Genomic DNA, 20404 nt, shown 5'->3' with positions numbered 1-20404 from the left:
AAAATGGGGGGAATCACTAAAAAAACATTTAAAAAAAGAGCATAACCATGGGCTTTATCGAGTTTCCGTGAGTGCTCAAATGTTAAGAGGGGGAAACGCAGTGGATATATATAAAGCACTTAAACGTGAGAAGAAGCTACACAAAATGTTTTATATAACTATGACATCAATAGCAATAATATTACCTTTAGCTGTGTTCTTAACAGGACTTAATACATTTATTTATATTAGTTACTTATTAGTTATTGAATTTTTAATAGGAATAACAGTCTTAAGAAAAACAAATATTACAAAGCTTTCTTATCTATGTAATAATAATAGGTTAAAAATAAAAGGTGGATTATTTGGAAAAGAAAGTTTGATTTTTTGTGATAAAGTTGTACTAGTACATACAGAAAAGATGGATCAAGAAATGGAAATAATAATAATAACATCCGTAAATTTTAAAAATAGAGCTTTAAAACCAGTTATGAAATCCTTTCTTAAAAGATATCCTGTAATTAGAAAAGAATATTCAAGAATAGAAGAAAAAAATGAAAATTCTCATTTCTATTTTCAAGTAATAAGGAGAGGTGAACTAAATAAGTACATGTTATTAGATGTCATTTATAAAAATTGTGTTAAAGCAGTATATACAGAAGAGAGCATACAGAATATAAAAATAGCTAGAGGACAAACTCTAGCATAAGGAAAGATGGTGTTAACTTTGAAAACAAAAATAGCTATAGTTAAGGATGTACATAAGAATTTAGAAGATATAAAAGAGGCAGCAGAGAGAATAAAAGAAGGAAAAACTGTAGTATTTCCAACAGAAACAGTTTATGGACTAGGTGCAGATGCTTTAAATGAAGATGCTGTTAAAGCTATTTTTAAAGCAAAAGGAAGACCTCAAGATAATCCTTTAATAATACATGTTGCTTCTAAAAATATAGATGATTTTGCTAAAGAAGTCCCAGTAGTAGCAAGGGAGATGATGGATAAATTTTGGCCAGGACCTCTTACTATAATATTAAAGAAAAAAGATGTAATCCCAAATGTAACAAGTGCTGATTTGGATAGCATTGGAATAAGAATGCCAGCTAATGAAATAGCATTAAAGTTAATTGAATTTGCCAAAACTCCTATAGCTGCCCCTTCAGCAAATATAAGCGGAAGGCCAAGCCCAACAGATGTTGAAAGGTGTATTGAGGATTTATCAGAGAAAGTAGATTTTATTATTGGAGGAGAGAAGAGTGAAGTTGGGGTGGAATCAACTATAGTTGATTGTACTGTAAATCCTCCTGTTATTTTAAGGCCAGGTGGGATAACATTGGAAATGTTAAAAGGAATAGATAATAACATTGAACTAGATAAAGGAATTATGAAAAAGCCAACAGAAGATTTTAAACCAAAAGCCCCAGGAATGAAATATAAACATTATGCTCCTAAGGCAGAAGTAAAAATTATTTCTGGAGATATAGAAAAAACTATTGAAAAAATAAATGAAATGGTACATTATTATATAGGCGATGGGAAAAAGGTAGGAATTTTGGCATCAGAAGAAAGCTGTAGAAGATATAAAGAGGGAGAAGTAATTTCTCTAGGAAGTATATATAAACTTGAAGAAGTTGCACATAATTTATTTGAAGCTCTTAGAAGTTTTGATGATATAGGTGTAGATATAATACTTTCAGAAGCTTTTGAAGAAAAAGGTGTTGGTATTGCTATTATGAATAGACTTAAAAAAGCTGCTGGTTATGATATATTAAAAATTTATTAAGACAGTTGTTCTTTTAACTTTTGTTTAGTAAATTAATTTTTTTGAAATATTAATTTACTAAAACAATGCTATTATCTTATTAGATAATAGAAAGAGTCAGTGTCTTTATTTTTGTGTATAATAAATTTATACAGATTATTTAAGTTTTTAGTTAAGAAGATTTTAGGAGGGAAAATACGATGAAGATTGCTTTAGGTGCAGACCATGGTGGTTATGAATTAAAAGAAGAAATAAGTAAATATCTAAAAGAAAATGGATATGAAACAAAGGATTTTGGTACTTACTCAACAGAATCTTGTGATTATGCTGATTATTCTTTAAAAGTTGCTGAAGCTGTGGCTAATAAAGAGTTTGATTTTGGAATATTAATATGTGGAACAGGAATTGGGATTAGTATAGCAGCAAATAAAGTACCTGGAATAAGAGCTGCTTTGTGTTCAGATACATTTAGTGCACATGCTACAAGAGAGCATAATGATGCTAATATATTGACTATGGGGCAAAGAGTGGTAGGAACTGGATTAGCTTTAGATATAGTTAAAATATTTTTAGAATCTAAATTTGAAGGTGATAGACACCAAAGAAGAATAGATAAAATATCTGATATTGAAAAAAAATATAACAAATAGACGGAGGGGAAAAGATGAGTACAGTAATTGAAGTAAATCATCCATTAGTATTACATAAGTTAGCTTTTATAAGAAATAAGGAAACAGGATCAAAAGAATTTAGAGATTTAGTTAGTGAAGTTTCTACACTTTTAGCTTATGAAGTAACGAGAAACTTAAGTATGGAGGAAGTTGAAATAGAAACTCCAATTTGCAAGACGAAATGCAAAATGTTAGAAGGAAAGAAATTAGCTATAGTTCCAATATTAAGAGCAGGACTAGGAATGGTTGATGGTATGCTTAAATTAGTTCCAGCTGCAAAGGTTGGACATATTGGATTGTATAGAGATGAAAAAACTTTAAAACCAGTTGAATATTTTTGTAAGCTACCAGAAGATATTGCTGAAAGAGAGATTATTGTTGTAGACCCAATGCTTGCAACAGGCGGATCAGCTATAGATGCATTAACAATGTTAAAGAAGAGAGGGGCTGTAAATTTAAGACTTGCATGTCTTATAGGAGCGCCTGAGGGAATAGAAGCAATACAAAAAGCACATCCAGATGTTGATATTTATATTGCATCAGTAGATGAAAAGCTTAATGAGAATGGATATATTGTTCCAGGTCTTGGAGATGCTGGAGATAGATTATTTGGTACTAAATAATTTGGGGGGTTAATAAGAATATCAGATGTTCTTATTAATCCCTTTAAATATGTAACTCTCATAAATCTAGTATTTAACTTGAATAGAGAGTATAATAGTATAAATATCTGATTTAAGAGAGAGGTACAGTATGAATAGAAAAGATAAGATTAACTATTACTTAGATATAGCAGAAACTGTCTTGGAGAGAGGAACCTGTCTTAGAAGAAATTATGGATCAATTATAGTAAAAAATGATGAAATAATTTCAACTGGTTATACAGGAGCTCCAAGAGGAAGAAAGAATTGTAATGACTTGGGTTTTTGCAAGAGAGATAAAATGAATGTACCTAGAGGGACACAATATGAACTTTGTCGTTCAGTACATTCAGAAGCCAATGCTATAATAAGTGCTTCACGTAGAGATATGATAGGAGCAACTTTATATTTAGTAGGAAAAGAAATGAAGACAAAGGAATTGGTTAAAGATGCTAATTCTTGTATTATGTGTAGAAGGCTTATAATTAATGCTGGAATAGAGAGAGTAATAATAAGAGATAGCAAAAATGAATATAGAGTTATTGATGTTAATGAATGGATTGAAGAAGATGATTCCTTAGAATCTAATTTAGGATATTAAATGATAACATTATTTAGTATAATAATGTAATATAGGTAAAATATATGTATATTGAGATAATACTAGGAGGTAGTACTTTTGAAAAAGAAGATATTAACAATCTTTGGAACAAGACCAGAGGCTATTAAGATGGCACCTTTGGTAAAAGAACTAGAGAAGCGAGAAGGAATAGAATCAAAAGTTTGTGTTACAGCTCAGCATAGGGAGATGCTTGATCAAGTATTGGAATATTTTGAAATAAAACCAGATTATGATTTAAATATTATGCAAAGCAAACAAACATTAACAGGAATAACTAATAGAGTATTAGAAGGATTAGAAACAGTATTTGAAGAAGAAAAACCAGATATGATACTAGTTCATGGTGATACTACTACAACATTTGGTGGGGCATTAGCAGCGTTTTATCAACAAATTAAAGTTGGGCATGTTGAAGCTGGACTTAGGACATTTGATAAATACTTTCCTTTTCCAGAAGAGATGAATAGAAAATTAACAGGTTCTTTAGCTGACCTACATTTTGCGCCAACTAAAGGATCAAAGGCAAATTTATTAAGAGAAGGCGTTAATGAAAAGGATGTATACATAACAGGAAATACAGTTATAGATGCTATGCTTCATACAGTAAAAGAAGATTATGTTTTTGAAAATGATGAATTAAATAAAATTGATTTTAAAAATAAAAAAGTTATTATGATAACTGCTCATAGAAGAGAAAACTGGGGAGAGGGAATAGAACATATTTGTGAATCATTAAACAGAATAGTTAAGGAAAATTCTGATGTTGAATTAGTTTATCTTGTTCATTTAAATCCTGTAGTGAAGGATGTAGTGTTTAATAAGTTAGGTAAGAATAGTAGAATTCACTTATTACCACCTTTAGATACTCAAGAAACTCATAATTTAATGAATAAAGCTTTTATGGTAATGACGGATTCTGGGGGATTACAAGAAGAGGCACCACATCTAGGAAAACCAGTTTTAGTTCTTAGAGATGTGACAGAAAGACCAGAGGCAGTAGAATATGGAACAGTAAAATTAGTAGGAACTGATGTAGATCAAATTGTTAAAGAAGCTAATTTGTTGTTAAATGATATAGATGCTTATGAAAAAATGAGTAAAGCTGTAAATCCATATGGAGATGGGAAAGCGTCTAAAAGAATAGCTGATGCGATATTGAAATATTTTGAATTTAGTAATAAGGAAGTTGAAGAGTTTCTTAGATAGTTTGTTTAAAATTTAACAAAATCCTATTGAAAAATATCATATAAATGGTATAATTAGAATATGTTAATTGTTTAACGAACATAATATATATGTTTAAGAAACATAATATAAATATAAATTTTTCAATTTAGGAGGATGTATTAATGAGAGAAGTAGTTATTGCAAGTGCAGTAAGAACAGCACTTGGTTCATTCGGAGGATCATTAAAAGATGTTTCAGCAGCAGATTTAGGGGCATTAGTTATAAAGGAAGCAGTAAGTAGAGCTGGAATTAAACCAGAATTAGTTGAAGAAGTAGTTATGGGAAATGTTATTCAAGCAGGACTTGGACAAAACGTTGCTAGACAGGCAACTGTAAAAGCAGGGTTACCAGTAGAAGTTCCAGCTATGACTATAAATAAAGTTTGTGGTTCAGGTTTAAGAACAGTTGCTCTAGCAGCACAAATGATTAAAGCTGGAGATGTTGATGTAGTAGTTGCAGGTGGTATGGAAAATATGTCAGCTGCACCATATGTTCTAGACAAAGCTAGATGGGGACAAAGAATGGGTGATGGAAAATTAGTTGATTCAATGCTTAAAGATGCTTTATGGGATGCGTTCAATAACTATCATATGGGTGTAACTGCAGAAAATATAGCAAAAGAATGGAATCTTACTAGAGAAGATCAAGATGCTTTCTCAGCAGCTTCACAACAAAAAGCTGAAAAAGCTATAAAAGAAGGTAAATTCAAAGATGAAATAGTTCCAGTAGTTATTCCTCAAAGAAAAGGTGAGCCAAAAGTATTTGATACTGATGAATTCCCAAGGTTTGGAACAACAACAGAAACTTTAGGAAAACTTAAACCAGCATTTATTAAAGATGGTACAGTTACAGCTGGTAATGCATCAGGAATAAATGATGGAGCTGCAGCTTTTGTTATTATGAGTGCTGAAAAAGCTAAAGAATTAGGAGTTAAGCCACTTGCTAAAATAGTTTCTTATGGTACTAAGGGATTAGATCCAGCTATAATGGGATATGGCCCTTTCCATGCTACAAAGAAAGCTTTAGAAGTTGCTAACTTAACTGTTGAAGATTTAGATTTAATAGAAGCAAATGAAGCATTTGCTGCACAAAGCTTAGCAGTTGCTAAAGATCTTAAATTCGATATGGATAAAGTAAATGTTAATGGAGGAGCTATTGCATTAGGACACCCAGTTGGAGCTTCAGGAGCAAGAATTCTTACTACATTACTTTATGAAATGAAAAAAAGAGATGCTAAGAAAGGTTTAGCTACTTTATGTATAGGTGGCGGAATGGGAACAGCTCTTATAGTTGAAAGAATTTAGTTTTTGTAAATAAATAATCTGAAAAATCAGTTCAGTAGTAAGTTGTATTATATTTATTACTGAACTTTTTGTTGTAGAAAATTATTAATATTTACATAGTTAAATTTCTATTGGGAAAATTAATATTTATGAGGTAGATATTTTAGAGTATAAAAGAGTATAAAATACCAGTATAACTTAAGAATATAAGTAAAAATAATATTTATAAAAGTGATTTTATAATGAATTTTATGAATTTAATTCTTCATAAGGTGTCAATTGTTTATGGTATAATTTACAGATGAGTATATTGTAAATTAAAAAAATAGTGAAGTTGAAAAGATTTTGCGGAAGAAATTTAATGTGATTATATAAAAAAATAAATGAAAATGTTATCAAAAATTATTTGTATAAATATTGTTTTCAGAAAATTATGAAAAATGATATCTTGGTTAAAAACACATGCAAAAGGAACTGCGGAGAACTTTAATTAAGATATTAGGAAGTAATAGTGAAAAATTCTAACAAAATGGCCATATTTCGCATTATTTGAATAAAATTAAGGTTTTCTTAATATTTTTCAAGGAGATATAATTACTAGGTCGAAAGGATGAGGGTTATAAGATGAGTAAAGAGATGAATAAGCTTATTTCAATTGTAGCAAAATATGATATGATTAGTGGATTATTTATGTCTTTAATTATCGGATTAATCCTTAATCAGCAAATTGCATTAGTTTTTTTACTAGGATTATGTGTATCAACAACCAACTTCACAATAACTGCGTTTGAAACAACAATGTGGTTAGGAAAAAATTCTTTTATGCTAATTATTTCTAGAATAGCTAGAATTTTTTTTATACTCATTTGTGTTTTTCCGTTTATACATAAGTTCGAACTAATAGCATCATATTTGGTTGGTTTTATGATACATTTCATAGTACTAGGCTATTGTATAATATCGAAGGAGGGAAGTGGTAAAGCTTGGAAGCAGTAGAAGCTATTTTTTCTTTTAAAATTGGCAGTTTCACAGCTATAATCGGTAGAGAGATTATATGGCAATGGATAATAATGCTTATTTTAGGAGTAGTATCTTTTCTTTTAACAAGAAACTTAAAAAGAGAGCCTGGTAAAGTTCAAATAGCACTTGAATCTTTATATAAGGCTATAGAAAATCTTGTTAAGGGTAACATGGATGAAAGCTATAGTGGGTATATACCTTATATAGGAACACTAGCAGTTTTTTTAGTGGCTTTGAACCTAACAGGATTAGTGGGCGTAAGACCACCAACAGCATGTTTAGGTGTAACAGCCGGTCTTGCAATATCAACATTTGTAGTTATTAATGTAAATGCATTAAAAAGAAATGGTATTGGAGGTTTCTTAAAGGGTTTAGTATCACCTAGTATCTTTATGTTACCACTAAATCTTATGGAAAGAATAGTTGTACCTTTTTCTTTAGCACTACGACTTTTTGGTAACATGGTTGCAGCTGTAATAGTTATAGATCTAGTTTATAAAGCATTAGAAGGTATAACGTTTATAGCGGGAATAGGAGCACCAATTCTACTTCATGGATACTTTGATGTATTCGATGGATTGATTCAAATGTTAGTATTTACAATGTTGACTGTAATAAATATTAAAGTTACAGCAGAGCATCATTAAAACGAATTTTAAGGAGGAAGTATTATGAATTTGGCACTTTTAGGAGCAGGTATTGCGGTATTATCAGGTATTGGAGCAGGTATTGGTATAGGTATAGCAGCTGGAAAGGCATCAGAAGCTATTGCTAGACAACCAGAAGCATCAGGTAAAATTCAAAGTTTATTTATCCTAGGAGCTGGTCTTTCAGAAGCAACAGCTATTTATGGATTAGTTGTTTCATTAATACTTATGTTTGTATTATCATAAAAATTAAGAGTTAACTTAGATTGACTCCGAAGGGAGGCTATAAGAATATGGAAAAATTAGGATTAGAACCAACTACCCTTGTTTTAACAATAATAAACTTCATAATATTAATATTAATATTAAAGCATTTCCTATGGGATAAGATAAAATTAGCTATACAAGATAGAGAAGATTATATAAATTCTCAAGTTTCAAAGGCTGAGGAAGATTCCCAAAAGGCAAGACTATATCTTGTTGAAAACGAAAGAGTATTAAAGACAGCAAAAGAAGAAGGAAACAAGATAGTAGAAGGCCAAAAAGATAAGGCTAGTAAAGTATATGATGAAATAGTAGCAGATGCTAATAAAGAAGCTAAAACTATTATTGAAAGAGCTAAGCTTGAAATCGATCGTGAAAGAGAAAAGGCTGAATTTGAACTTAGAAAGCAAGCTGTTGATTTAGCAATAGATATATCAGCTAAAGCTTTAGAGGAGAAAATTGCAGATGATGCAAAGCAAAGACAGCTAATAGAAGATTTTATCACTAAGGTAGGTAATTAAATATGTATGAGTATTTAGATAAACGATATGCTCTTGCCTTATACCAAATTGCAGAAGAAAATGGTAAAGTTGAGGAATATCTAAAAGACCTTAGAGATATATGTGATTTGATTGATAACAGTGAAGAGTTTAGCAAAGTTATTAAGCATCCTCAAATAAGTACTAAGAAGAAGAAAGAAACCTTTATTAATATTTTCGAAAAAAATATTGATAAGGATTTATTGGCATATCTATTAGTTCTTATAGAAAAAGATAGAATATCATCTATTAGAGAAAAATATAATCAGATGGAACTAATTCATCTTGAAAAAAATAATACATTAGTAGCTACAGTTACAACAGCTGTACCATTATTGAAAAATGAAGTTGAAGCTTTAAAGAAAAAACTTGAAGCTAAATACGAAAAAAACATTATAATGACTACAGAAGTTGATAAAAGTATCTTAGGCGGAGTTTTCTTAAAAGTAGGAAATGATGTTATAGATGGAACTGTAAAGTCAAAGTTAAATGAAATGAAAGATTTAATGCTTAAGAGAGAATAGAGGTGAGTCTATGAATATAAAACCAGAAGAAATAACTTCTATTATAAAACAAGAAATAGAACAATATGAAAAGCATATTGAAACAGTAGATTCTGGTACAATAATTCAAGTTGGTGATGGAATAGCTAGAGTATATGGACTAGATGATTGCATGCAAGGTGAATTATTAGAATTTCCAAATGAAGTGTATGGTATGGCTCTTAACCTTGAGCAAGATAACGTAGGTTGCGTTTTATTAGGCTCAGAAGAAGGTATTAAAGAAGGAGACATAGTTAAGAGAACAAATAGAATAGTTGAAGTTCCAGTAGGTGAAGCATTAATAGGTAGAGTAGTGAATTCTTTAGGTAAAGCTATAGATGGAAAAGGACCTATAAAGGCTGCTGAAAATAGAGCTATAGAAACACCAGCTCCAAGTATCATAAAAAGAAGTTCTGTTAATGAACCTATTCAAACAGGAATAAAGGCTATTGACTCAATGATACCAATTGGTAGAGGTCAAAGAGAACTTATAATTGGAGATAGACAAACAGGAAAGACAGCTTTAGGAATAGATACAATAATAAACCAAAGGGGTAAAGATGTAATATGTATATATGTTGCGATAGGACAAAAACAATCAACTGTTGCACATATAGTTAATACACTTACAGAAATGGGTGCAATGGATTATACCGTAATAGTAAGTTCAACAGCATCTGACTCAGCACCACTTCAATATTTAGCACCATATGCAGGATGTAGTATTGGTGAGTACTTTATGGATAAAGGTAAGGATGTATTAGTTATATATGATGATTTATCTAAGCATGCAGTTGCTTATAGAACAATGTCATTATTACTAAGGAGACCACCAGGCAGAGAAGCTTATCCTGGAGATGTATTCTATATCCATTCAAGATTACTAGAAAGAGCAGCTAAACTTTCTAAAGAACTTGGTGGAGGATCATTAACAGCTTTACCAATAATAGAAACTCAAGCTGGAGATGTTACAGCGTATATACCAACTAATGTTATATCAATTACAGACGGACAAATATTCCTAGAATCTGATTTATTCAATTCAGGAGTAAGACCAGCTGTTAACGCAGGTATATCAGTATCGAGAGTTGGTGGTAATGCTCAAATTAAAGCAATGAAACAAGTATCAGGTACATTAAGACTTGAACTTGCTCAATATAGAGAACTTGCTTCCTTCTCGCAATTTGGATCTGACTTAGACAAGGATTCAAAGAGAAGAATTGAAAAAGGTATGAGATTAATGGAAGTGCTAAAACAAGATCAATATCAACCAATGGATGTTGAAAAACAAATAGCAATTCTTTATGCAGCAGTTAATGATTTCCTTTCTGATATTAAAGTAAGTGATATTAGAAAATTTGAAAAAGGCTTCTTAGAATATATGGATACACATCAAAGAGATTTGTTAAAACAAATCATTACTGATAAGGAATTAACTGATGGAATTAAGTCTGGACTAGAGGAAGCCGTAGTTAACTACAAAAAGATATTTTTACAAGAGGCATAGCTTTTAATAAAAGCTATGCAATTCTTTAGGAGGTGGACTTATGGGTGCAGCAGGACTGATAGAAATAAAGAGAAGAATGAAGTCAGTACAAAGTACTAAAAAAATAACAAATGCCATGGGGCTTGTTGCCACTTCTAAGCTTAGAAGATGTAGGATTGAATTGAATGCTAATGAAGAATATATGAAAGCAGCAGAACAAATAGTTAGATCATTAGCATCAGCTGAGGCTGATTTTGTAAGTCCTTATTTTTCTGGTAATAATAGCGAAAAAAAATTATATATAGTAATGACTTCAGATCAAGGATTATGTGGTGGATACAATAATAATGTAGTAACATTTCTTGAGAATTTAGTTAAAGATGATATGAAAAATACTCGCGTAATTACCGTTGGAAGTAAGGGGATTGGATATGTAAAAAGAGCTGGTTTTGAAACAGTATCAGAATACATTGATATTCCTGATATTCCAACTGCAAAAGAAGTTAAAATTATTAGTGCAAAGGCATTGTCTCTTTATAATTCAAAAGAAGTTTCAGAAGTACACATTGTTTATACAGAATTTATTTCTTCTGTAAGACAGGAAGTAAAAGATGAATTGCTTTTACCTGTAAAAAAATTAGAAGGTGCTTCTGGAGACCAAATTGTTGAACCAGATTATGAAACAGTATTAACAGATTCTTTAGAAGTATATCTAAAAGGAAAGTTAAGAAGACTTATGTTAAGTTCAAAATGCAGTGAACAAAGCTCTAGAATGACTGCAATGGATGGAGCAACAAATAATGCAAATGATATATTAGATAATTTGAATTTGAAATATAACAGAATAAGACAATCAATTATAACACAAGAAATTACTGAAATAGTTAGTGGAGCAGAAGCTCAAAATTAGTAAGGAGGTACTTTAGATGCCTGGGAAGAATGGAAAAGTTGTCCAAGTAATTGGGCCAGTAATAGATATTAAATTTGAATCTGATTCTCTTCCTAACCTATATAATGCTATAGACATTAAAATGGGAGAAGAGACTTTAGTAGCAGAAGTAGAACAACATATGGGAGATGACATAGTTAGAGCCATAGCTATGGAAGCAACAGAAGGATTAAGAAGAGGTATGGAAGCAGTAGATACAGGAAAACCTATTGTGGTACCAGTTGGAGAAGAAGTTTTAGGAAGATTATTTAATGTTCTTGGTAAACCTGTGGATAATGAAGGTCTAGTTAGCAGTAAAGAATCTTATCCTATACATAGACCTGCTCCAAGCTTTAAAGATCAATCAGTTGAACCTATAATGTTTGAAACAGGAATTAAAGTTATAGACTTACTTGCACCATATCAAAAAGGTGGTAAAATAGGACTATTTGGTGGAGCAGGTGTTGGTAAGACAGTATTAATTCAAGAGTTAATAAACAATATAGCTAAAGAGCATGGTGGACTTTCTGTATTTACAGGAGTTGGGGAAAGATCAAGAGAAGGTAATGATTTGTACCATGAAATGAAAGATTCAGGAGTTATTTCAAAAACAGCTCTAGTTTTCGGACAAATGAATGAACCACCAGGAGCTAGAATGAGAGTTGCATTAACTGGACTTACAATGGCAGAATATTTTAGAGATAAAGGGCAAGATGTACTTCTATTTATAGATAATATATTTAGATTTACACAAGCTGGATCAGAAGTATCAGCATTACTTGGTAGAATACCTTCAGCTGTTGGATATCAACCAACATTATCTACTGAAATGGGTGCTCTACAAGAAAGAATTACATCAACAACTCATGGATCAATTACATCAGTTCAAGCTGTATATGTTCCTGCTGATGACCTTACAGATCCAGCACCAGCTACAACTTTCTCTCACTTAGATGCAACAACAGTTTTATCAAGAAGTGTAGCAGAACTTGGTATCTATCCAGCAGTTGATCCATTAGAATCAACTTCAAGAATATTAGATCCTAGAGTAGTTGGGCAAGAACATTATAATATTGCAACTAAGGTTAAAAATGTATTAGAAAAATATAGACAATTACAGGATATAATTGCTATCCTTGGTATGGATGAATTGTCTGAAGAAGATAGAGCTGTTGTAACAAGAGCTAGAAAAATACAAAGATTCTTATCTCAACCATTTACAGTTGGAGAACAATTTACAGGACTTAAAGGTAAGTATGTATCAGTTAAAGATACTATAAGAGGATTTAAAGAAATATTAGAAGGAAAGCATGATAATATTCCTGAATCAGCTTTCATATTCGTAGGGACTATAGAAGAAGCCGTGGAAAAGGCAAAGACTTTAGTATAAGGGGCTGATAAAAATGGCCAAAACCTTAAAGGTAAAAATAATAACACTTAATGAAGTGGTTATGGAAAAAGAAGATGTTAAAAGATTTACTTCAAAAGCTGTGAATAGTAGTTTAGAAATTCTAAATAATCATGCTCCTATAATTGTAAGTACAGTACCTTGTAAAACAATTATAGAAGGAAATGATGGAAGTAAGGTAGAATTATTTACATCAAAAGGTGTAGTTAATGTTAAAGATAATGAATTAGTATTTTGCTGTGATGCTGCAGAGCTTGCAGGAGATATTGATTTAGATAGAGCATTAAAATCAAAAGAAAGAGCAGAAGAAAGATTAAAGGATTATTCTAAATATGATGTTCAACGTGCTAAATTAGCATTATCAAGAGCTTTAGCAAGAATCGATTTAAAAGAGCACTCCAAATAAGGGGTGCTCTTTTTTTATAAAAAATTAATTTTCACCAAAAAGCATAAAATTTATATATTGTAGTATAGAAGCAAACAGAAGGCTAAATGAATAAAAAAAAATTAACTGACCATAATTAAGAAGAAAGGTGGGGTGTATATGAAAAATAAAATATGCCTTATTCTAGTATTCTTATTTTCCTTTTTAAGTGGGTCAATTAATTCATATGGAAAACAAGATATGGGGATAAATAAATTAGAGTCAAGGATTAATGAAGTTAGTGAGTTTAGTGAAAGTGGCGTTATGGTAAGATATGAAACTAATGATTCTAAAGAAAAAGAATTAAATAGTATTAAAGAAAATATATCAAAAAGATATCTAAATGATTGTAATTCTTCAGAAAATGAGGTCGGTATTAGGACTAGCACTTATAATATACAAGCCTATACTTGGAATGATAATGACAAAACCTTTGTGGAATTAAAAATAATAAATTATAGTAAACAAAATAGTTTATCAAATTTAATGAAAGAATTAACTGAATTACAAACTAAAAATATTTTTGACATAAGATATTTTCAATATATAAAGGGAAAAGTAAATAATATAGATGAGACTTTAGATAATGTAAAGAATATACAAGAGATTACGAACATAAACACCCTAGCAATCCATAATGGTTATGTTGGAACAGCTAATATATATAATGGAGAAAGGGTAAATTTTGCAGTAAGTACCTATGATACAGGCTCTTACTTAATTATTGGGACACCAGTAATATTTGCAACATACTAACAATTCATTATGGAGGAAAATATGGAAAAGATAATAGTTAAAGGTGGAAACAAACTTAGTGGTGAAGTAAATATAAGTTCAGCGAAAAATTCAGTATTGCCAATAATAGTAGCAACAATTTTATGCCCTGATAAAGTTATTATAAAAAATTCTCCTATGCTAGAAGATGTTAATGTAATATGCAATTTATTAAGTGAATTAAATTGTGATGTTAATATTTCTCAAATAACTAATGACCTTACTATTAATACAAAAAATCTTATGCCAGTAGATGCAAATAGTGAACTAATAAAAAAGATGAGAGCATCATTTTTAATAATGGGTCCAATGCTGGCTAGATTTGGGCACTGTAAGTTATCACTTCCTGGAGGTTGCAATATAGGAAGTAGACCTATAGATCTTCATTTAAAAGGATTTAAGGCTCTAGGAGCAGATGTTAATATAGGACATGGAGTTGTTGAAGCTAGTGTTAGTAAATTAATAGGAAATAGAATATATTTGGATTTCCCATCAGTTGGAGCTACTGAGAATATATTGATGGCAGCCATACTTGCTGAAGGGACTACAATTATAGAAAATGCAGCAGAAGAACCAGAAATATGGGATTTAGCTAAATTTCTAAATTCTATGGGTGCTGATATAGAGGGAGCTGGTACTGGTAAAATTCTTATCAATGGGGTAGATACATTAAGAGGAATTTCATATAAACCAATATATGATAGAATAGAAGCAGGAACATTTATGATTGCAGCTGCAATAACAAATAGTATAATAAAAGTAAATGGAGTAAATGAAGAACATGTTAGACCATTAATAGAAAAATTAAAGGAATGTGGAATTATCTTTAAAGAAGATAATGAGAGTATAATTGTTGACGGCACAAAAACTAAAAAACCTATTGATATAAAAACATTACCATATCCAGGATTTCCTACAGACATGCAACCTCAAATGATGAGTTTATTAAGTACTATTAATGGATCAAGTATAATTACAGAAACAGTTTTTGAAAATAGATTTATGCATGTAGCAGAATTAACAAGAATGGGTGGTAAAATAAAAATTGATGGTAGAACAGCATTTATTGAGGGTGTTCCAAATCTTACTGGATGTGAAGTTAAAGCAACAGATTTAAGGGCAGGAGCAGCTATGATTCTTGCTGGATTAGTAGCAGAAGGAAAGACAGAGATTAAGGATATATATCATATAGATCGTGGATATATAAATGTAGAAGAAAAGTTTAGAAATTTAGGTGCAGATATTAAAAGAGTTGTGGAATAAAAAAACATAAAAAGCTATCTATACTGATTAGAAATCAGTATAGATAGCTTTTTATGTTTTGTGAATAATCTTTATAGTTATATGAATTATTAAATATGAATATAAATAAAAGAATGATTCATATAGGAGGAAAAACTGATGCACAATTTAGATATCTTAAATAAATTCAAAGTCACTTTCATTATGGCAGGATTTTTAATAGGTTTCTTAGTAATAATTAGTGTAGGATTTATTATGGCACCTAATATTATTAGTTCAATTAATTCATATAAAGTTAGTGAAGATTCTGTAAAATATGTAAAAGGTGAAGGTGTAGAAATTAGTGGAACAAATAAGGTGAAAATGTATGATACTAAAAAACAGCAAGTGATTGAAATTCAGTTAGAGGATTATGTTGCAGGAGTTGTTTCAGCAGAGGTGCCAGCAGATTTTGGAGATGAGGCATTAAAAGCACAAGCAATAGCGGCTAGAACATTTTACTTTTCAAGAAGATTATCTCCATGCAGTGAGGCACATGGAGGAGAAATATGTGACTCAACTCATTGTCAAGTATATATGTCAAAGGAAGAGAGAATGAATAGTTGGGACAAGTCTGATGCTCAAAAAAATTGGGATAAAATTGTTAGTGCTGTTGATGCTACAAAAGGAGAGGTTCTTGTATATGATGGAGAGATAGTGAAGCATCCACAATTCTTTGCTATAAGTTCTGGAAAAACAGAAAATTCAATAGATGTATTCTCTGATGATATTCCGTATTTAAAGTCTACAGATAGTCCAGGTGAAGAAATTGCAAAAAAATATGAAACAGCAACTGAAGTTAAGAATGGAGATTTTGTCTCTAAAGTCAATAGTGTATATCCAAAAGCAAATCTAAATGAGAAGAACATTAAATCTAGTATAAATATTCTATCAAGAACAGAAGGTGGTGGAATCAAAGAGATTCAGATAGGAAATGTAAAGTTAACAGGGGTTGAATTTAGAAAAATATTTAATATAAATTCTACAAATTTTACTTTAGTATATGAAAATTCAAAAATAAAAATTGATTGTAAAGGATATGGTCATGGAGTAGGAATGAGCCAGTGGGGAGCAAATGTAATGGCCAAGGAAGGAAAGACATGTGATGAGATATTAAAACATTATTATACTGGAGTAGAAATAGACAAAATTAAGTATAAAAATTAAAATAAATAAATTGGTTTATTAAAGAACTATTATGGAAAAAATTCGTAATAGTTCTTATTTTTTTAAATAAAAATGTAGAATTTTGCAACAATAAAATTATGTAAATAATGTATTAATTTATGATTTAAGGAAAGAATATAGTAAGGAGGTGTTTATATGGATAAAAACTATAAGCAAAAAGTAAAAGACTTTTTTAGAAAGGAGGGCTTTTACATTGTATTATTTATTTGCTTATGCATAGTAACTACAGTTGGAACAATTGCTTATAAAAAAGCAAATAATTCTGAGTCACAATCTGGGGTTGCTGATCAAAATCAAGAAATTACCTTAAATGTTGATGATAAAGATAAGGATGTTAGTAGCGAAGTTCCAAATGCTGAAAGAGCAGAAAATACTCAAAAGCAACAAGATAATAAGGCTACTAAACAAGTTGTAGCTAATAATAATGTTAAATTAAAAAATCCTATTGAAGGAACATTAATAAGAGGATACACATATCCAAATCCAGTAAAAATAAATGATAGTGAATTAAGAACTATAGCTGGAATTGATGTTCAAGCTAAAGTTGGATCAGATGTTAAAGCGGCAGCTGAAGGTGTAGTTGAAAGTGTAGGGCAAGGAGATGTACAAGAAGGAATTGCTATATTAATAAAACATCCTAATGGAATGAAGACTAAATATTGTAATTTAGATCCAAAGACGTTAGTTAAACAAGGAGACAAAGTAACTGCTCAAACTGTTATTGGTAAAGTTGGTACATCAGTAAAAATATTTGGAGAAGACTATAGTAAGGAATATCTAAACATACAAGTATTCAATGCAAATAATGATCAGGTAGATCCACTAAAGTATTTATCATATAAAAATAAGAAATAATAAATACAAAATAATATTAATCAGTCATTTTCAAGGAGAAAATGACTGATTAATAAGTAATTTAACTGATAAATCTTGCATAATTATAAATATAGTTAGTTAAGGAGGCAGTATTTTGAAAGACTACATTGAAGAAAGGGTACTACAAGTAGCACAATATATTATTGATTCTAAAGCTACAATTAGAAAAACTGCAAAGGTTTTTGGAGTAAGTAAGAGTACCATTCATAAAGATATGACTGAAAGACTACCTAAAATTAATTCAAGGATTGCAGAAGAAACACATAGTGTTTTAGAGTTAAACAAAGCAGAACGTCATATTAGAGGTGGAAAAGCAACAAAATTAAAATATAAAGCTATTGAATGATAATTGCAATATATATATAATTATCTTTGAAGAGAATATACAAGATTATTGTAGTATTCTGCAAAAGAGATATTGGGAGTGAAATAGATGTGGTTTTTTAGTCGGGGAGCAGAATTAGGAATTGATTTAGGTACAGCCACTGTATTAATATATGAAAAAGGAAAAGGCATAATACTAAAAGAGCCTTCAGTTGTTGCTATAAACAAAAATAACAATAGTATTTTAGCTGTCGGTGAAGAAGCAAGAAAGATGCTTGGAAGAACTCCAGGAAATATTGTTGCAGTACGTCCTTTAAAAGATGGTGTAATTTCTGATTATGATGTAACAGAAAGAATGTTAAATGAATTTATTAAAAAGGCACTTGGACGTAGAAATATAGTAGCGCCTAATGTGGTAGTTTGTATTCCGTGCCAAGCAACAGAAGTTGAGAAAAGAGCTGTTATTGATGCAGCACAAAATTCTGGAGCGAAAAGAGTTCATATAGTGGAAGAACCTCTCGCAGCTGCAGTTGGAGCAGATATAGATGTTACTAAGCCAAATGGAGTTATGGTAGTAGATATTGGTGGTGGGACATGTGATGTTGCTGTAATTTCGTTAGGTGGAGTGGTAGTTAGAAAATCAATAAAAGTTGCTGGAAATAGATTTGATGAAGCAATTATTAAATATATTAGAGCAAAATATAAGATAATGATTGGAGAAAAAACAGCAGAAGATTTGAAAATTAATATTGCTACTGCTTTTAAAGATAATAGACATGTAACAACAGGAGTAAAAGGAAGAAATCTAGTAAGTGGATTGCCAGATGAAGTAGAAGTTTCAACAGATGAAATTAGGCAAGCCTTAGAAGATGCTGTATATAATATTGTTGATAGTGTGAAAACTGTACTAGAAAATACTCCACCAGAACTGGCATCAGATATTATAGAAAAAGGAATATTAATGACTGGTGGTGGAGCTCTTTTAGATGGGCTAGATAAACTGATAGAATTTGAAACGGGAATTAATGTTTATTTAGCTGAAGACTCAGTTGAATGTGTGGTACAAGGTACAGGGAAAATGCTAAGTTTACTAGATAAAATAGATTTTTCATATAATTCCCAAGAAATCACATTAATATTAGAATAGAGAACAAAAGGATTGGAAATTTTATAATTCCAATCCTTTTGGTTTATACAATTACATTTATGCCTTTATTCCAATAATAGGCATGCAAAATTCCACGTGAGATTACTTTGGCCATGTTCAAAACTAAAGATAATCTTATAGAACGTGATGAAAAAAAGTCAGAATTGTCGCTAGCATCTACAATTCCAATGATTGATGCCATACCTACATCAGGAAGTGATTTGCCTACACCTTTTCCAGGATGAATAGCATAGTCTCTTGTATGAATTTCACCAATAGATTTTGTTTCACCTAAACATGCATCGATTCCAATTATACATGCATTAGGATGTAACTTGTTAATTTCTTCTAAGCGCTCATCAATGTTTAGAGCATGAATAGGAGTATCGATAGTACCATATATCGGAAGAGGAAATAAATTATCTTTTAAGATGGTACCAACTAATGGACCAAGGCAATCACCGATACATTTGTCAGTACCTATGCAAACAATTATGGTATCATCTTTTATAAAATCACGTATCCCCTCAGCAATTTCATAATAAGACAGTGCAGATTTATAATGTATTTTTCTTTTAATCACCAGCTCACACCCCCTTGAATAAATATATGAAGAAAAAATTTAAAATAGTAGTTAAAGTATAAAAAAAGAAATAATGGAAATAAATGAAAATAAGGGAGTTGATAAAGTGAAAAGAATATTTAGATTATTAATGATATTAGCATTTTGTATGACTATATATACCATATTTTTTTGGGAACCAAAAGAATATAATAATGATTTAAAAGAAAAAGCAGAGAAGACATCTATTATTAATTTGAATAATATAAATATTGATAACATAAATTTAAAGAGTAAAAATTATAAATCAATATTTAAAGTTAATGAAGATTCATTAGAAAGTAGTATTACTGAAGAGAATAAAGGCAAAGTAAATACAATTATCAACAGTATGTCAGAATTAGATATTAATCGAATTACTAAAGAAAAAAGTAATTCGGATAAAGAAGAAGGAACTAAAAAGATATTTCAAATTTTGAGCAAGAGGTTATCAACAAAAGATTATAAAATCATAAAAAACATATATGAGCCATATATAGATTTTTCTAATATATAAATAAAGTAAATAAAAATTTGAATAGAGTATTAATGTGAAGAAAAATGTATTAAATAATAGTAAATAGAAGTTAATTAGATTAAAAGAGCCTATTTAGGAGTTGAAATAAAAAGTCTTTGAATATATACTAACTATTGTTGGTTCAAGTGCTTTTGAAAAGCAGAAATAACAATAAATACATATGGATGAGTTCCCGAGTGGCCAAAGGGGGCAGACTGTAAATCTGTTGCAAGTTGCTTCGATGGTTCGAATCCAT

At 30.4% G+C, this 20404-nt stretch carries 24 protein-coding genes; 23 read left to right on the top strand and 1 reads right to left on the bottom strand.

Translation table 11 applies throughout. The features are described from left to right. The first annotated feature begins 100 nt into the window (after window positions 1–100). From NNC19_RS22015 to mreB, 22 genes are all read left to right on the top strand, one after another. On the top strand, window positions 101–688 hold the full coding sequence (locus tag NNC19_RS22015) for a hypothetical protein (protein WP_310940848.1): 588 nt from the start codon (window positions 101–103) through the stop codon (window positions 686–688). 18 nt (window positions 689–706) lie between these two features. Next, a complete protein-coding gene (locus NNC19_RS22010) occupies window positions 707–1759 on the top strand; it encodes an L-threonylcarbamoyladenylate synthase (RefSeq protein WP_310940847.1) in 1053 nt (350 codons plus the stop codon). Between the two features lie 179 nt (window positions 1760–1938). Further along, window positions 1939–2388 carry a ribose 5-phosphate isomerase B gene (rpiB, locus tag NNC19_RS22005; RefSeq protein ID WP_310940846.1) on the top strand — a complete coding sequence of 150 codons (450 nt, stop codon included), beginning with the start codon at window positions 1939–1941 and terminating at the stop codon, window positions 2386–2388. Between the two features lie 14 nt (window positions 2389–2402). After that, complete coding sequence (upp, locus tag NNC19_RS22000) at window positions 2403–3032, top strand: uracil phosphoribosyltransferase (RefSeq protein ID WP_310940845.1); 630 nt, start codon at window positions 2403–2405, stop codon at window positions 3030–3032. A 130-nt stretch (window positions 3033–3162) separates the two neighbouring features. Then, window positions 3163–3651 (top strand): deaminase, encoded by a 489-nt coding sequence (locus NNC19_RS21995; RefSeq protein WP_310940844.1) that lies wholly within the window; start codon window positions 3163–3165, stop codon window positions 3649–3651. Window positions 3652–3729: 78 nt separating this feature from the next. Continuing rightward, window positions 3730–4878 (top strand): non-hydrolyzing UDP-N-acetylglucosamine 2-epimerase, encoded by a 1149-nt coding sequence (gene wecB / locus NNC19_RS21990; RefSeq protein WP_396136473.1) that lies wholly within the window; start codon window positions 3730–3732, stop codon window positions 4876–4878. A 143-nt stretch (window positions 4879–5021) separates the two neighbouring features. Continuing rightward, window positions 5022–6203: an acetyl-CoA C-acetyltransferase gene (locus NNC19_RS21985; protein WP_310940843.1), complete on the top strand. Its 1182-nt coding sequence runs from the start codon at window positions 5022–5024 to the stop codon at window positions 6201–6203. Window positions 6204–6806: 603 nt separating this feature from the next. After that, entirely contained in the window at window positions 6807–7178 is a 372-nt protein-coding gene (locus tag NNC19_RS21980; RefSeq protein ID WP_310940842.1) for a hypothetical protein, read from the top strand. Beyond that, on the top strand, window positions 7166–7849 hold the full coding sequence (locus tag NNC19_RS21975; protein ID WP_310940841.1) for a F0F1 ATP synthase subunit A: 684 nt from the start codon (window positions 7166–7168) through the stop codon (window positions 7847–7849). The genes NNC19_RS21980 and NNC19_RS21975 overlap by 13 nt, the downstream gene beginning before the upstream one ends. Before the next feature lie 24 nt (window positions 7850–7873). Beyond that, the gene (atpE, locus tag NNC19_RS21970; protein ID WP_310940840.1) at window positions 7874–8095 is read left to right on the top strand and encodes an ATP synthase F0 subunit C; all 222 of its coding nucleotides are present in this window, start codon (window positions 7874–7876) and stop codon (window positions 8093–8095) included. Between the two features lie 47 nt (window positions 8096–8142). After that, on the top strand, window positions 8143–8634 hold the full coding sequence (locus tag NNC19_RS21965) for a F0F1 ATP synthase subunit B (protein ID WP_310940839.1): 492 nt from the start codon (window positions 8143–8145) through the stop codon (window positions 8632–8634). Between the two features lie 2 nt (window positions 8635–8636). Beyond that, window positions 8637–9176 carry a F0F1 ATP synthase subunit delta gene (locus NNC19_RS21960; RefSeq protein ID WP_310940838.1) on the top strand — a complete coding sequence of 180 codons (540 nt, stop codon included), beginning with the start codon at window positions 8637–8639 and terminating at the stop codon, window positions 9174–9176. A 10-nt stretch (window positions 9177–9186) separates the two neighbouring features. Next, on the top strand, window positions 9187–10701 hold the full coding sequence (atpA, locus tag NNC19_RS21955; RefSeq protein WP_310940837.1) for a F0F1 ATP synthase subunit alpha: 1515 nt from the start codon (window positions 9187–9189) through the stop codon (window positions 10699–10701). 40 nt (window positions 10702–10741) lie between these two features. Further along, on the top strand, window positions 10742–11590 hold the full coding sequence (atpG, locus tag NNC19_RS21950) for an ATP synthase F1 subunit gamma (RefSeq protein WP_310940836.1): 849 nt from the start codon (window positions 10742–10744) through the stop codon (window positions 11588–11590). A gap of 16 nt (window positions 11591–11606) precedes the next feature. Further along, the gene (gene atpD / locus NNC19_RS21945) at window positions 11607–12998 is read left to right on the top strand and encodes a F0F1 ATP synthase subunit beta (protein WP_310940835.1); all 1392 of its coding nucleotides are present in this window, start codon (window positions 11607–11609) and stop codon (window positions 12996–12998) included. Between the two features lie 13 nt (window positions 12999–13011). Continuing rightward, the gene (locus NNC19_RS21940) at window positions 13012–13422 is read left to right on the top strand and encodes an ATP synthase delta/epsilon chain alpha-helix domain-containing protein (RefSeq protein WP_310940834.1); all 411 of its coding nucleotides are present in this window, start codon (window positions 13012–13014) and stop codon (window positions 13420–13422) included. A 138-nt stretch (window positions 13423–13560) separates the two neighbouring features. After that, on the top strand, window positions 13561–14196 hold the full coding sequence (locus NNC19_RS21935; protein WP_310940833.1) for a hypothetical protein: 636 nt from the start codon (window positions 13561–13563) through the stop codon (window positions 14194–14196). Between the two features lie 21 nt (window positions 14197–14217). After that, on the top strand, window positions 14218–15477 hold the full coding sequence (murA, locus tag NNC19_RS21930) for a UDP-N-acetylglucosamine 1-carboxyvinyltransferase (protein WP_310940832.1): 1260 nt from the start codon (window positions 14218–14220) through the stop codon (window positions 15475–15477). Between the two features lie 138 nt (window positions 15478–15615). Further along, window positions 15616–16662 carry a stage II sporulation protein D gene (gene spoIID / locus NNC19_RS21925; protein ID WP_310940831.1) on the top strand — a complete coding sequence of 349 codons (1047 nt, stop codon included), beginning with the start codon at window positions 15616–15618 and terminating at the stop codon, window positions 16660–16662. Window positions 16663–16818: 156 nt separating this feature from the next. After that, window positions 16819–17538: a M23 family metallopeptidase gene (locus NNC19_RS21920; RefSeq protein WP_310940830.1), complete on the top strand. Its 720-nt coding sequence runs from the start codon at window positions 16819–16821 to the stop codon at window positions 17536–17538. 115 nt (window positions 17539–17653) lie between these two features. Beyond that, window positions 17654–17905, top strand: a complete 252-nt coding sequence (spoIIID, locus tag NNC19_RS21915; RefSeq protein ID WP_143317426.1) for a sporulation transcriptional regulator SpoIIID — start codon at window positions 17654–17656, stop codon at window positions 17903–17905. An 87-nt stretch (window positions 17906–17992) separates the two neighbouring features. Next, on the top strand, window positions 17993–19030 hold the full coding sequence (gene mreB / locus NNC19_RS21910; protein WP_310940829.1) for a rod shape-determining protein MreB: 1038 nt from the start codon (window positions 17993–17995) through the stop codon (window positions 19028–19030). A 43-nt stretch (window positions 19031–19073) separates the two neighbouring features. Here mreB and yyaC read toward each other — a convergent pair whose 3' ends face one another. Further along, entirely contained in the window at window positions 19074–19613 is a 540-nt protein-coding gene (yyaC, locus tag NNC19_RS21905) for a spore protease YyaC (RefSeq protein WP_310940828.1), read from the bottom strand. A gap of 106 nt (window positions 19614–19719) precedes the next feature. Between yyaC and NNC19_RS21900 the strand changes: the two genes are divergently transcribed. Beyond that, complete coding sequence (locus NNC19_RS21900; RefSeq protein WP_310940827.1) at window positions 19720–20148, top strand: hypothetical protein; 429 nt, start codon at window positions 19720–19722, stop codon at window positions 20146–20148. The last annotated feature ends 256 nt before the right edge of the window (window positions 20149–20404 follow it).

The sequence above is a fragment of the Clostridium sp. SHJSY1 genome (genome assembly GCF_031626875.1).
Classification (GTDB): Bacteria; Bacillota; Clostridia; order Clostridiales; family Clostridiaceae; genus Clostridium.
The sequence above is the reverse complement of the archived record's forward strand: the minus strand, read 5'-3'. Positions and strand labels throughout refer to the sequence as shown.